At 52.9% G+C, this 13,082-nt stretch carries 12 protein-coding genes and 1 pseudogene; all 13 read right to left on the reverse strand.

All coding sequences use genetic code 11. The features are described from left to right. Positions 1-2: 2 nt before the first annotated feature. The 13 genes and pseudogenes from pstS to rsmG all read right to left on the reverse strand — a co-directional run bounded on the left by pstS (position 3) and on the right by rsmG (position 13,051). A complete protein-coding gene (gene pstS, locus Q3H59_RS20220) occupies positions 3-1,046 on the reverse strand; it encodes a phosphate ABC transporter substrate-binding protein PstS (RefSeq protein ID WP_049852409.1) in 1,044 nt (347 codons plus the stop codon). Positions 1,047-1,222: 176 nt separating this feature from the next. After that, positions 1,223-3,052: a glutamine--fructose-6-phosphate transaminase (isomerizing) gene (gene glmS, locus Q3H59_RS20225; RefSeq protein WP_309836569.1), complete on the reverse strand. Its 1,830-nt coding sequence runs from the start codon at positions 3,050-3,052 to the stop codon at positions 1,223-1,225. Positions 3,053-3,182: 130 nt separating this feature from the next. Next, entirely contained in the window at positions 3,183-4,553 is a 1,371-nt protein-coding gene (gene glmU / locus Q3H59_RS20230) for a bifunctional UDP-N-acetylglucosamine diphosphorylase/glucosamine-1-phosphate N-acetyltransferase GlmU (RefSeq protein WP_192414274.1), read from the reverse strand. Positions 4,554-4,716: 163 nt separating this feature from the next. Next, a complete protein-coding gene (locus tag Q3H59_RS20235) occupies positions 4,717-5,136 on the reverse strand; it encodes a F0F1 ATP synthase subunit epsilon (RefSeq protein ID WP_008106717.1) in 420 nt (139 codons plus the stop codon). Positions 5,137-5,160: 24 nt separating this feature from the next. Next, positions 5,161-6,558, reverse strand: a complete 1,398-nt coding sequence (gene atpD / locus Q3H59_RS20240; protein ID WP_008106718.1) for a F0F1 ATP synthase subunit beta — start codon at positions 6,556-6,558, stop codon at positions 5,161-5,163. 63 nt (positions 6,559-6,621) lie between these two features. Beyond that, positions 6,622-7,488 carry a F0F1 ATP synthase subunit gamma gene (atpG, locus tag Q3H59_RS20245; RefSeq protein ID WP_101763910.1) on the reverse strand — a complete coding sequence of 289 codons (867 nt, stop codon included), beginning with the start codon at positions 7,486-7,488 and terminating at the stop codon, positions 6,622-6,624. Positions 7,489-7,540: 52 nt separating this feature from the next. Then, positions 7,541-9,083 (reverse strand): annotated as a pseudogene (atpA, locus tag Q3H59_RS20250) (F0F1 ATP synthase subunit alpha). Positions 9,084-9,097: 14 nt separating this feature from the next. Beyond that, positions 9,098-9,631 (reverse strand): F0F1 ATP synthase subunit delta, encoded by a 534-nt coding sequence (gene atpH, locus Q3H59_RS20255; protein ID WP_008106723.1) that lies wholly within the window; start codon positions 9,629-9,631, stop codon positions 9,098-9,100. 14 nt (positions 9,632-9,645) lie between these two features. Next, on the reverse strand, positions 9,646-10,116 hold the full coding sequence (gene atpF / locus Q3H59_RS20260; protein WP_007893603.1) for a F0F1 ATP synthase subunit B: 471 nt from the start codon (positions 10,114-10,116) through the stop codon (positions 9,646-9,648). A gap of 107 nt (positions 10,117-10,223) precedes the next feature. Further along, entirely contained in the window at positions 10,224-10,463 is a 240-nt protein-coding gene (atpE, locus tag Q3H59_RS20265) for a F0F1 ATP synthase subunit C (protein WP_003849523.1), read from the reverse strand. Positions 10,464-10,512: 49 nt separating this feature from the next. Next, positions 10,513-11,331 carry a F0F1 ATP synthase subunit A gene (gene atpB / locus Q3H59_RS20270; protein WP_007893608.1) on the reverse strand — a complete coding sequence of 273 codons (819 nt, stop codon included), beginning with the start codon at positions 11,329-11,331 and terminating at the stop codon, positions 10,513-10,515. 8 nt (positions 11,332-11,339) lie between these two features. Next, on the reverse strand, positions 11,340-11,720 hold the full coding sequence (gene atpI / locus Q3H59_RS20275) for a F0F1 ATP synthase subunit I (RefSeq protein ID WP_222185617.1): 381 nt from the start codon (positions 11,718-11,720) through the stop codon (positions 11,340-11,342). Between the two features lie 713 nt (positions 11,721-12,433). Beyond that, the gene (gene rsmG / locus Q3H59_RS20280) at positions 12,434-13,051 is read right to left on the reverse strand and encodes a 16S rRNA (guanine(527)-N(7))-methyltransferase RsmG (RefSeq protein WP_309836576.1); all 618 of its coding nucleotides are present in this window, start codon (positions 13,049-13,051) and stop codon (positions 12,434-12,436) included. Positions 13,052-13,082 lie beyond the last annotated feature (31 nt).

Consider the following 13,082-nt stretch of genomic DNA (forward strand, 5'->3'; position numbering starts at 1 on the left):
TGTTACTGGTACAGCGCTTTACCGGAGCTATCTTTGATGTTCGCTTTCCACGCTGCACGAATCTGGTTAGCTACGCTTTCTGGCAGCGCGGCGTAATCCAGGTCGGTTGCGGTTTTGCTGCCACCTTTGTATGCCCAGTCGAAGAACTTCAGCACTTCGCTACCTTTCTCCGCATTCGCCTGATCTTTGTAAATCAGGATGAAGGTGGTTGAGGTGATCGGCCATGCATCGTTGCCTTTCTGGAAGGTCAGATCCTGAGCAAAGGTTTTGCTCCAGTCTGCGCCTTTCGCGGCGTTAGCAAAGCTCTCTTCGCTTGGTGCAACCGCTTTACCGTCGGCATCAACCAGTTTGGTGTAGGTCAGGTTGTTCTGCTTGGCGTAAGCGTATTCCACATAGCCAATTGAACCCGGCAGACGCTGTACAAACGCGGCCACGCCGTCGTTACCTTTACCGCCCAGACCGGTTGGCCAGTTAACGGTGTTACCTTTACCGATTTTGCTGTTCCACTCTTCGTTCACTTTTGCCAGGTAGCTGGTGAAGACGAAGGAAGTACCGGAACCGTCAGCGCGGCGAACCACGTTGATGTTGGAATCTGGCAGTTTCACGCCTGGGTTCAGTTTAGTGATCGCCGGGTCGTTCCACTTTTTGATGGTGCCGAGGTAGATGTCGCCCACGGTTTTACCGTCAAGAGTCAGTTCACCGGATTTCACACCTGGGATGTTAACCGCCAGCACCACACCACCAATGACGGTAGGGAACTGGAACAGGCCGTTTTTCTGCAGATCTTCTTCTTTCATTGGCGCATCAGACGCACCGAAATCGACGGTTTTCGCGATGATTTGCTTCACGCCGCCGGAAGAACCAATACCCTGATAGTTGATTTTGCTACCGGTGGCTTGCTGGTACTCGGCTGCCCACTTGGCATAAACCGGCGCCGGGAATGTCCCGCCTGCGCCCGTCAGATCGGTGGCTGCAAAAGCAGAAACCGCGCTTACTGCGAAGGTGGCGGCGAGGATTCGGGCTACGGTGCTACGCATCAGTGTCATGTTCCCTCCAGGGGATTCAAAAAAATCAGGCTCAATGCCTTTTTAGTAGGAGTCAGTGATTGCTGCTGGAGGGAAAATAGGACAGTTTGATGACAGTGAAATGTACGAAATGTGACAGTTATATGACAGCGTACAGAAATGAAGCGGGCCCATTGCGGGCCCACTCTTGTTACTGATTATTCAACGGTAACCGATTTCGCCAGGTTACGCGGCTGGTCAACATCGGTACCTTTAATCAGCGCCACATGGTATGAGAGCAGCTGTAACGGCACGGTGTAGAAGATCGGTGCAATCACCTCTTCTACGTGCGGCAGGGAGATGATTTTCATGCCATCGCTGTCGCTGAAACCGGCATCCTGATCGGCAAACACATACAGCAAACCGCCGCGCGCGCGTACCTCTTCTATATTGGATTTCAGCTTCTCCAGCAGTTCGTTGTTGGGCGCGACCACGATCACTGGCATATCCGCATCAATCAGCGCCAGCGGGCCGTGCTTCAGCTCGCCCGCCGCATAGGCTTCGGCGTGGATATAGGAGATCTCTTTCAGCTTCAGCGCGCCTTCCATCGCGATCGGATACTGATCGCCACGGCCAAGGAACAGCGCATGATGCTTATCAGAGAAACCTTCCGCCAGGTTTTCGATCACTTTGTCCTGCGCCAGCATCTGTTCGATGCGGCTCGGCAAGGCCTGCAGCGCGTGCACAATCTCGTGCTCGGTTTCGGCTTTCATGCCGTGCAGACGACCGAGTTTCGCCACCAGCATCAGCAATACTGCCAGCTGCGTGGTGAAGGCTTTGGTGGATGCCACGCCAATTTCAGTGCCGGCTTTGGTCATCAGCGCTAAATCGGATTCACGCACCAGCGATGAACCGGCCACGTTACAGATGGCCAGCGAACCGAGATAACCCAGCTCTTTCGACAGGCGCAGCGCCGCCAGCGTATCGGCGGTTTCACCCGATTGTGACAGCGTGATCAGCAGGCTATTTTTACGCACTGCAGATTTGCGATAACGGAATTCCGAGGCGATTTCCACATCACAAGGCAGGTTAGCCAGCGACTCAAACCAGTAACGCGAAACCATGCCGGAGTTGTATGACGTACCGCAGGCAATGATCTGAATATGTTCGACCTGGCTCAACAGCGTCTCAGCATCCGGGCCCAGCTCGCTGAGATCGACTTCGCCGTGATTAAAACGACCGGTGATGGTGTTTTTGATCGCGTTCGGCTGCTCGTAAATCTCTTTCTGCATGTAATGACGATAGATGCCTTTGTCGCCGGCATCGTACTGCGCGGTCGATTCGATTTCAGCGCGCTTAGTGGTTTTACCGTCACGATCGATAATGGTGACTTCGCGGCGGGTGATCTCGGCAATGTCGCCCTCTTCCAGATAGATGAAGCGACGCGTCACTGGCAGCAGCGCCAGCTGATCGGAAGCGATAAAGTTTTCGCCCACGCCACGGCCAATCACCAGCGGACTACCGGAGCGCGCCGCCACCAGCAGCGAAGGATCGCGGCTGTCCATGATCACCATGCCATACGCACCGCGCAGCTGCGGAATAACGCGCAGCACCACTTCACGTAGCGTGCCGCCCTGCTTCTGCTCCCAATGCACCAGATGCGCCACCACTTCGGTGTCGGTTTCTGAGGCAAAGTGATAGCCGCGCTCAAGCAACTGCGCGCGCAGCGGCTCATGGTTTTCAATGATGCCGTTGTGCACGATGATGATGTGCTCGGAAACGTGCGGATGCGCATTGGCCTCCGACGGTTCTCCGTGTGTCGCCCAGCGCGTGTGTGCGATACCGGTGCCGCCAATTAGCGGCTGCTGCTCTGTGGCTTCCGCCAGGTTCTGCACTTTACCCAAACGACGCAGGCGCGTCATATGGCCCTGACGATCAACGACGGCTAATCCCGCGGAGTCATAACCGCGATACTCAAGACGACGCAAACCTTCCAGCAGAATTTCTGCGATGTCACGCTGCGCTACTGCACCAACAATTCCACACATAGTAATTTCCTGACTTCATGGCTTTCGGCCATTGCGTTGTCATACGACCTGATTTCCCCGAGCCTTGTAGAGAGTGGGGATATTTTTTTATGGCACTGCTAACAGGCCGATCGTTGTCGGCCTTTAAAATTTATTTTTTCTTAACAGGACGCTGCCAGCCCGATTTTTGATTCTGTTCTTTACGGTTGTAGACCAGATCCGCAGCTAACACATCTTTCATTATCGTGGTGCCCGCGGCGATGGTCGCACCGCTCGCCACGCTGACAGGCGCCACCAGTTGGGTATCCGAACCAATAAACACGTTGTCGCCAATGATGGTTTTGGATTTGTTAGCGCCATCGTAGTTACAGGTAATGGTACCCGCACCGATATTCACGCCCGCGCCAATTTCCGCATCGCCGAGATAAGAGAGGTGACCCGCTTTAGAGCCTTTGCCGAGCGTGGCTTTCTTCATCTCTACAAAGTTGCCCACGTGCGCCGCTTCCGCCAACTCGCTGCCCGGACGCAGACGCGCAAAAGGCCCAACCGTACAAGCAGCGGCTAACGTGGCATCTTCGATCACCGAATAAGGGCTGATTTCACAGTCGTCAGCAATCACGCTGTTTTTAATGATGCAGCCGGCACCGATTTTTACGCGGTTGCCGAGCGTGACCTTGCCTTCGATGATCACGTTAGTGTCGATCTCCACATCGCGGCCGTGTTGCAACGCACCGCGCAGATCGAAACGCGCCGGATCGCGCAGCATCACACCCGCCAGCAGCAGCTTTTCTGCCTGCTCGCTTTGGTAGACACGCTCAAGCGTTGCCAGCTGCAGGCGATTGTTGACGCCATCGGTTTCGCTGATGCGCGCCGGATGCACCGCATTGATCACGCGGCCTTCGTGGTGCGCCATGGCGATGATATCGGTGATATAGAATTCGCCCTGCGCATTGTTGTTGTTAAGTTGTGCCAGCCAGCGCTTGAGGTCGCCGCCGTTGGCAATCAGAATGCCGGTGTTAATTTCCTGAATATTTAGCTGTTCTGGCGAGGCATCTTTCTGCTCAATGATGCCGATCACCGTGCCGTTTTCACGCACGATACGACCGTAGCCGGTGGGGTTATCCAGAACTACGGTGAGTAAACCAATGCCGCCCGCGGGTTTCGCATCACGCAGACGTTGCAAACTGGCCTGCGAGATCAGCGGCACGTCGCCGTATAGCATCAGAATATCTTCGTCATCGGCAAAGAAGGGTGCCGCCTGCTGCATCGCATGACCAGTACCGAGTTGCTCGGCCTGCAGCACCCAGTTGAGTGCGTTATGCGCTAACGTTGACTGCAGTAAATCTCCGCCGTGGCCGTAAACCAGATGGATCTGCTGGGCGCCCAAACCGGTTGCGGCATCAATAACGTGCTGAACCATTGGTTTACCTGCAAGGGTGTGCAGAACTTTGGGCAGGTCGGAATACATTCGGGTGCCTTTGCCAGCGGCTAAGATCACCACACTCATCGCGTTCGTAGACATAACTATCCTGATTCTCTTCAACTTTCGAAAGTGTAAGGTTTAACCCCGAGATTACTACATTTTTCTCGGGTCGAAATTAGCCGGGCTCAGCGCCAGGCGGCAAATTTTGGGCAAAAAAAATGCCAACCCAAAGGGCTGGCATTTCGTGACGCATAAAGCCTGATTACATCGCTTTTTTGGTCAGCTCGATGACACGCAGTTTCGCGATGGCTTTCGCCAGTTCCGCAGAAGCCTGAGCATAATCCACGTCGCCGTGGCTGCTGTTCATGTGCTCTTCCGCTTTACGTTTCGCTTCCAGCGCGCGCGCTTCGTCGAGGTCTTCACCGCGAATCGCGGTGTCGGCCAGAACGGTGGTGCTGCCAGGCTGAACTTCCAGCACGCCGCCAGAGAGGTAAATAAACTCCTCTTCGCCGTGCTGTTTCACGATGTGAATCATACCAGGCTTGATGGCTGTCAGCAGCGGGGCGTGGCCAGGACGAATCCCCAGCTCACCTTCGCTACCTGACACCTGGATACGCTCGACCAGACCGGAGAACATTTGTTGCTCCGCGCTGACCACGTCCAGATGATAAGTCATAGCCATACCATTCCTCCTGGGAAACCTAAATTACAGTTTCTTCGCTTTTTCTACGGCTTCTTCGATAGCGCCGACCATGTAGAACGCCTGCTCTGGCAGGTGGTCGAATTCGCCTTCCATGATGCCTTTGAAGCCACGGATGGTGTCTTTCAGGGTGACGTACTTACCTGGAGAACCGGTGAAGACTTCAGCAACGAAGAACGGCTGAGACAGGAAGCGCTGAATCTTACGCGCACGTGCCACCAGCAGCTTGTCTTCTTCAGACAGCTCGTCCATACCCAGGATAGCGATGATGTCTTTCAGTTCCTGGTAACGCTGCAGCAGAGACTGCACGCCACGCGCAACGTCATAGTGCTCCTGACCCACGATCAGTGGATCCAGCTGACGGCTGGTAGAATCCAGCGGGTCAACGGCTGGGTAGATACCCAGAGAGGCGATCTGACGGCTCAGCGTAACGGTTGAGTCTAAGTGAGCAAAGGTGGTTGCTGGTGACGGGTCAGTCAAGTCATCCGCAGGAACGTAAACGGCCTGTACAGAGGTGATTGAACCGGTCTTAGTGGAGGTAATACGCTCCTGCAACACACCCATCTCTTCTGCCAGCGTTGGCTGATAGCCTACCGCAGATGGCATACGACCCAGCAGTGCTGATACTTCAGTACCGGCCAGGGTGTAACGATAGATGTTGTCGATGAACAGCAGAACGTCACGGCCTTCATCACGGAATTTTTCCGCCATGGTCAAACCGGTCAGTGCTACGCGCAGACGGTTACCCGGCGGCTCGTTCATCTGGCCATACACCAGCGCTACTTTATCGATAACGTTGGAGTCAGTCATTTCGTGGTAGAAGTCGTTACCCTCACGAGTACGCTCACCCACACCAGCAAATACCGAATAACCTGAGTGCTCAGCCGCGATGTTACGGATCAGCTCCATCATGTTTACGGTTTTACCTACACCCGCACCACCGAACAGACCGACTTTACCGCCCTTAGCGAACGGACACATCAGGTCGATAACCTTGATGCCGGTTTCCAGCAGTTCCTGCGAGTTAGACTGATCTTCATACGAAGGTGCTGCACGGTGAATAGAGGAAACCTCTACTACAGTGCCGTCGTCATTCTGCAGGTCGCCTTTCATGTCGATTGGCTCACCCAATACGTTCATGATACGGCCGAGGGTTGCTTTACCAACCGGAACCTGGATAGGTTTTTTCAGGTCGGTAACTTCCAGACCGCGCTTCAGGCCGTCAGAAGTACCCATGGCGATGGTACGAACCACGCCACCACCCAGCTGCTGCTGAACTTCCAGCACCAGACGAGCATCACCATTTTTCACCTCGAGAGCGCTGTATACCTGCGGTACCGCGTCCTGAGGGAATTCGACGTCAACTACGGCGCCGATAATCTGGACAATCTTTCCAGCTGCCATCTTGAATCCTCTACCTAATACGAAAATACCCAGCCGCGCTCGCGCGACAGGATATATGCCTGGTTAAACCGCGGAGGCTCCCGAGACGATCTCGGTAAGTTCCTGGGTGATGCTGGCCTGACGAGCTTTGTTGTAAACCAACTGCAGCTCTTTGATCAGGTTTCCGCCGTTATCGGTTGCAGCTTTCATTGCAACCATACGTGCGGCCTGCTCACTGGCCAGGTTTTCCACCACACCCTGATAAACCTGCGATTCGACGTAACGACGCAGCAGAGTATCCAGCAGCGCTTTCGGATCGGGTTCGTACAGGTAATCCCAGGTCTTCGCCTTCATCTCTTCTTCACCTTCCGCTGGCGGTAACGGCAGCAGTTGGGTAATGGTCGGAGTCTGAGACATGGTGTTATTAAACTTGTTGGCAACGATATACAGCTTGTCGATGCGACCTTCATCGTAGGCCTGCAACATCACTTTTACCGGGCCGATCAAATCAGACAGTGCAGGCTTATCGCCCATACCGGTGACTTGTGCCACGATGTTGCCACCTACAGAGCCGAAGAATGAATTGCCTTTCGAACCGATAACAGCCAGATCGCTCTGTACGCCTTTATCCGCCCAGCTTTTCATATCTGCCAGCAATTTTTTGAACAGGTTAATGTTCAAACCACCACAAAGCCCGCGGTCAGTCGAAACGACCAGGTAGCCGACGCGCTTAACGTCACGCTCATCCAGGTAAGGGTGCTTGTATTCCAGATTACCCAAGGCAAGGTGACCAATCACTTTGCGCATGGTATCTGCATACGGACGGCTGGCCGCCATGCGTTCCTGCGTTTTACGCATTTTGGAGGCGGCGACCATTTCCATCGCTTTGGTGATCTTCTGCGTATTTTTTACGCTTCCGATCTTACTACGTATTTCTTTTGCGCCGGCCATTAGCTTCTCCTCAAAGCCTTGCGGCCTGCCTTTTCAGACAAGCCGCCAGACATTACCAGGACTGGGTTGCTTTAAACGTTTCGAGGAGGCCTTTCAGCTTCTCTTCGATTTCGTTATTGAAGTTACCCGCTTGGTTGATTTCAGCCATCAGCTCAGCGTGATCGCGATCCGCGAACGCCAGCAGAGCGGCTTCGAAGCTGCCGACTTTCGCCAGTTCAACATCGTTCAGATAGCCGCGCTCAGCAGCAAACAGCACCAGACCCTGTTGCGCGACTGACATCGGCGCATACTGTTTCTGTTTCAGCAGCTCGGTCACTTTCTGACCGTGGCTCAGCTGTTTACGCGTTGCATCGTCCAGATCGGAAGCGAACTGAGAGAACGCAGCCAGTTCACGATACTGTGCCAGCGCGGTACGAATACCACCGGACAGTTTCTTGATGATCTTAGTCTGTGCAGCACCACCAACACGGGATACCGAAATACCCGGGTTAACGGCTGGACGAATACCGGAGTTGAACAGGTTAGATTCCAGGAAGATCTGACCATCAGTAATCGAGATTACGTTGGTCGGAACGAACGCAGAAACGTCCACCCGCCTGAGTTTCGATGATTGGCAGTGCGGTCAGAGAACCGGTCTGGCCTTTCACTTCACCGTTGGTGAAGCGCTCAACGTAGTCAGCGCTAACGCGTGATGCACGCTCCAGCAGACGAGAGTGGAGATAGAACACGTCACCAGGGAATGCTTCACGACCTGGTGGACGGCGCAGCAGCAGAGAAATCTGACGGTAAGCAACAGCCTGCTTAGACAGGTCATCGTACACGATCAGTGCATCTTCACCGCGGTCACGGAAGTACTCACCCATTGCACAACCGGCGTACGGTGACAGGTACTGCAGTGCTGCAGATTCAGAAGCAGAAGCGACAACCACGATGGTGTTAGCCAGCGCGCCGTGCTCTTCCAGTTTGCGTACTACGTTAGAAATGGTTGACGCTTTCTGACCAATCGCAACGTAGACACACTTGATGCCTGAATCGCGCTGGTTGATGATGGCGTCGATTGCCATTGCAGTTTTACCGGTCTGACGGTCACCGATGATCAGCTCACGCTGGCCACGGCCGATTGGAATCATCGCATCGACAGATTTGTAACCGGTCTGAACAGGCTGGTCTACAGACTGACGGTCGATAACGCCCGGTGCAATCACTTCAACAGGCGAGAAGCCGTCGTTTTCGATTGCGCCTTTACCGTCGATCGGTGCACCCAGTGTGTTCACCACACGGCCCAGCAGGCCACGGCCAACTGGAACTTCTAAAATACGACCCGTACATTTTACTTTCATGCCTTCCGCGAGGTCAGCATACGGGCCCATCACTACTGCACCAACCGAGTCACGCTCGAGGTTCAGTGCGATAGCGTAACGGTTGCCCGGCAGGGCAATCATCTCACCCTGCATGACATCGGCCAGGCCGTGTACGCGGATGATACCGTCACTTACAGAAACAATAGTACCTTCGTTGTGAGCTTCACTCACGACATTGAACTGAGCAATGCGCTGCTTGATCAGTTCGCTGATTTCGGTGGAATTCAGTTGCATATGCTCCAGTCCCCTTAAGACTGCAAGACGTCTGCCAGACGATCAAGACGGCCGCGTACGCTGCCATCAATGACCAGGTCACCCGCACGGATAACCACACCTGCCATTACAGACTTATCAATTTTGCAATTCAGCTTAACTTTACGTGACAGACGTTTTTCCATCGCGGCGCTGATTTTAGTCAGCTGACTGTCACTCAGCGTGCTGGCAGAAATCACATCAACTTCGGCTGTCGCTTCATAAGCGTCACGCAGTTGAATGTACTGAGCCAGTACGGCTGGAAGCGCTGTCAAACGTCCGTTTTCGGCCATTACCTTAATCAGGTTCTGGGCGTTTTCATCAAGTTGATCGCCACAAACTGCAATGAAAGAAGCAGACAAAGCTTCCGGTGCGAGCGCACCGGAAAGAAGATCTGCGATCTGTTCGTTGCGAGCCACTTCTGCGGCAAACGCCAGCATGGATTGCCAGCGATCGATGCTTTGATGCTCAACAGCAAAGTCAAAAGCTGCTTTGGCGTAGGGGCGAGCTACAGTAATCAGATCAGACATCAGCCCCTCCCTCCTTACAGTTCAGCGACCAGTTTATCAACGATGTCGCTGTTAGCAGCTTCATCCACGGAACGTTCGATGATTTTCTCGGCGCCAGCTAATGCCAGCAACGCGACTTGCTTACGCAGCTCTTCACGGGCACGCGAACGCTCGGCATCAATTTCTGCCTGCGCCTGCGCCACGATGCGGTTACGTTCAGTCTCAGCTTCGGTTTTCGCTTCGTCCAGAATCTGGGCACGGCGTTTGTTCGCCTGCTCGATAATGACCTGAGCGTCTTCTTTCGCTTTTTTCAGCTGGTCGGTCGCATTGGCCTGCGCGAGATCTAAATCTTTCTTCGCGCGCTCAGCAGAAGCAAGGCCTTCAGCAATTTCTTTCTGGCGCTTTTCGATGGCAGCCATAATCGGCGGCCATACGTACTTCATGCAGAACGCGACAAACAGAATGAACGCGATGGCCTGGCCGAGGATTGTTGCATTAATGTTCACAGCACAATGCCTCTTATTAAGTTAACTTGCTCTGCCGCTATCAGAGATAAACGGCAGAATCCGTCCCTCATCACACCAGGTGCCATGAGTGAACAAGGCTACCAGGTTTAAGCGACAGCAAACATCACGTAGAGACCCAGACCTACAGCGATCATCGGGATTGCATCCACCAGACCCATTACAACAAAGAACTGCGTACGCAGCAGAGGGATCAGATCCGGTTGACGCGCGGCGCCTTCCAGGAATTTACCTCCGAGGATGCCGATACCGATCGCAGCACCGATTGCCGCCAGGCCCATCATCACAGCGGCAGCCATGTACAGCAGATCCATATTCAGGTTTTCCATGACAGTCTCCAGTTTGTTTCAGTTAAAAGCTTAAGTGTTGAGATAAAAATCAATGTTCTTCAGATGCCATCGACAGATAGACGATCGTGAGGACCATGAAAATGAAAGCCTGCAGCGAAATGATCAGGATGTGGAAAATGGCCCAAGGCACATTCAACAACCACTGCGACCACCACGGCAGCAAGCCGGCAATCAGGATAAAGATCAACTCACCCGCATACATGTTGCCGAACAGTCGCAGACCCAGTGAAACAGGCTTGGACAGCAGGCTAACACCTTCAAGAATCAGGTTAATGGGGATGAAGATCGGGTGATTAAAAGGCTGCAGCGTCAACTCTTTGGTGAAGCCGCCAATGCCTTTCATTTTGATGCTGTAGAACAGAATCAAAATAAATACGCCCAGCGCCATAGACAGCGTGATGTTCACGTCTGCAGACGGCACGACGCGCAGCGCCGGCAGGCCTAAATAGTGCTCGCCGATAAACGGCAGCAAATCGATAGGCAGCAGATCCATGAAGTTCATCAGGAAGACCCAGACGAAAATCGTCAGAGCCAGCGGGGCGATAAGTTTGCTTTTACCGTGGTACATGTCGCGCACGTTGTTATCAACGAAGCCGACAACCAGTTCGATAGCCGCTTGTAATTTCCCTGGAACACCGCTGGTAGCGCTTTTCGCCACTTTGCGGAACAACACCAGGAAAATCAGTCCCAGCACCACAGAGAAAAACATGGAATCGATATTTAATACCCAGAACGTCGCGGGAGCGTCGTGCGGATTCACCAACTCGAAAGTACGCAGGTCCAACTGAAGGTTATTCAGGTGGTGACCTATGTATTCTTGCGGAGTAGAGATTTCTCCAGCAGCCATGATGCCTCTTACCCTTTGTTGTTAATTACAGCCGGAGCGACGATCTGCACCACCAGCACCGATAACCACGTGATTGCGAGTGGCCAGAAGACCGCTCCAAACACACCCAACGCCACCGCGAGGAAAATGACGGTTGTGAACACCTTCAACACTTCACCGAGGGCGAAGCTCCAGGCAACACGTCCTTTCGCAGGCGTTTGATCCTGCAGGCGCCAGGCCAAAAACATAAACAACACGTTCGGCAGCCAAGCTGCCACGCCACCCGCGATGGCGGAGGCGCCCCAGGTAACCTCTTTCAGGGTAAAGAGCGCACCGATGGTGACAAAGGTCACCAGCTGAATGATCAGCACGGCCCGGGCTAATTTCACACTGTAAAGAGACACTGACATGACGCTGAACTCTCCTGCCCCGAACGGGGTATGTCGCGTGTCGTATAAGACTGCCTTTACTCATTTGAGTCAAGCAGCAAAAGCCGTGCAAATTATACGGGCGCCACCTGCGATTTCAATCGGTAAGTAGCGAAAAGGTGAACAATTATTTAAATTTCTTTCTGAAGGGCTATTTTTCAAAACATCGTCTTCAGGCAATGTCTGACTTTAAGTCTGAAAATGCCCGACCGACTTGCTTTTAAAGCGTGCTTTAGATCACATAATAAACAAGGAATGCCTGACTGAATTTGTTTCAGACAAGATTTATACGATTTCTACATTGTATTAAGCACTTATAAATCAGAGTTTTAATTTTATTATTTAACTGTTGCGCTTCGATTTTCGAGAAAAACACTCTATTGACATCATGCGCTGCAATAAAAACGCAAAACTGATATTACGTACGCCAATTTATTGCAAAGTTATATTTTCACCAGTGATTATTTGGTTGGGTAAATACACCCAAAAAAGTGATCTCCGTGATAATGAAATGTGAATTATTCGTTAAATGTAACAGAGATTTTCGGATAATTTCCGCCGGGGATGTTAACTCGCGCGCCCTGCCCTGCGAAATAAAAGCTTTTACCTAAAAGTGTTCAATCGCTGCTTTTTCGTTCAGGGCAATGACTAAGACAAACGGCATGAAGCAGATTAAATCCATACCGTTTAAAAGGCTATTGGCGGGTAATCACCACCAGATGGCGTTCACCATCCAGCTCGGGTACCTGCAGAGGTTGAATTTTTTCCACCGTAAAGCCAGCGGGTAATGCAGCAATCTCATCATCCGGACGCACACCTTTCAGGGCATAAAAGCGACCTTCAGGACCCGGCAGATGATGACACCAGGTCAGCATATCCTCGAGTGAAGCAAATGCACGACTGATAACACCGTCGAATGGCGGCTCAGACGGGTACTCTTCAACGCGGCTCTGCACCGGCGTGACGTTAGTAAGTCCTAACTCATGTTGTACCTGACGCAGGAATCGCACGCGTTTGCCGAGGCTATCCAGCAAGGTGAAATGCGATTGCGGGCGCACAATGGCCAGCGGAATGCCTGGTAAGCCCGGACCGGTGCCGACATCAATAAAGCGTTCGCCCTGCAAATGTGGCTCAACCACCATGCTGTCGAGAATATGGCGTACCAGCATCTGCTGCGGGTCGCGCACTGATGTCAGGTTATAGGCCTTATTCCACTTATGCAGCAACTCAACATAGCCAACCAACTGCTGTTTTTGTTGATCGGTAAGGGAAATGTTTGCCGCTTTTAGCAGCGAGGAGAGTTTGTTGATCACAACGAGAATTCCATTAACGGGGGCGAGTTGC

Source organism: Pantoea sp. SORGH_AS_0659 (assembly GCF_031453915.1).
Classification (GTDB): Bacteria; Pseudomonadota; Gammaproteobacteria; order Enterobacterales; family Enterobacteriaceae; genus Pantoea; species Pantoea leporis.

Excerpts from the sequence above, each read along its gene's own strand:
- pstS (WP_049852409.1), bottom strand. The coding sequence starts at position 1,046 with ATGACACTGATGCGTAGCACCGTAGCCCGAATCCTCGCCGCCACCTTC.
- glmS (WP_309836569.1), bottom strand. The coding sequence starts at position 3,052 with ATGTGTGGAATTGTTGGTGCAGTAGCGCAGCGTGACATCGCAGAAATT.
- glmU (WP_192414274.1), bottom strand. The coding sequence starts at position 4,553 with ATGTCTACGAACGCGATGAGTGTGGTGATCTTAGCCGCTGGCAAAGGC.
- Q3H59_RS20235 (WP_008106717.1), bottom strand. The coding sequence starts at position 5,136 with ATGGCTATGACTTATCATCTGGACGTGGTCAGCGCGGAGCAACAAATG.
- atpD (WP_008106718.1), bottom strand. The coding sequence starts at position 6,558 with ATGGCAGCTGGAAAGATTGTCCAGATTATCGGCGCCGTAGTTGACGTC.
- atpG (WP_101763910.1), bottom strand. The coding sequence starts at position 7,488 with ATGGCCGGCGCAAAAGAAATACGTAGTAAGATCGGAAGCGTAAAAAAT.
- atpH (WP_008106723.1), bottom strand. The coding sequence starts at position 9,631 with ATGTCTGATCTGATTACTGTAGCTCGCCCCTACGCCAAAGCAGCTTTT.
- atpE (WP_003849523.1), bottom strand. The coding sequence starts at position 10,463 with ATGGAAAACCTGAATATGGATCTGCTGTACATGGCTGCCGCTGTGATG.
- atpB (WP_007893608.1), bottom strand. The coding sequence starts at position 11,331 with ATGGCTGCTGGAGAAATCTCTACTCCGCAAGAATACATAGGTCACCAC.
- atpI (WP_222185617.1), bottom strand. The coding sequence starts at position 11,720 with ATGTCAGTGTCTCTTTACAGTGTGAAATTAGCCCGGGCCGTGCTGATC.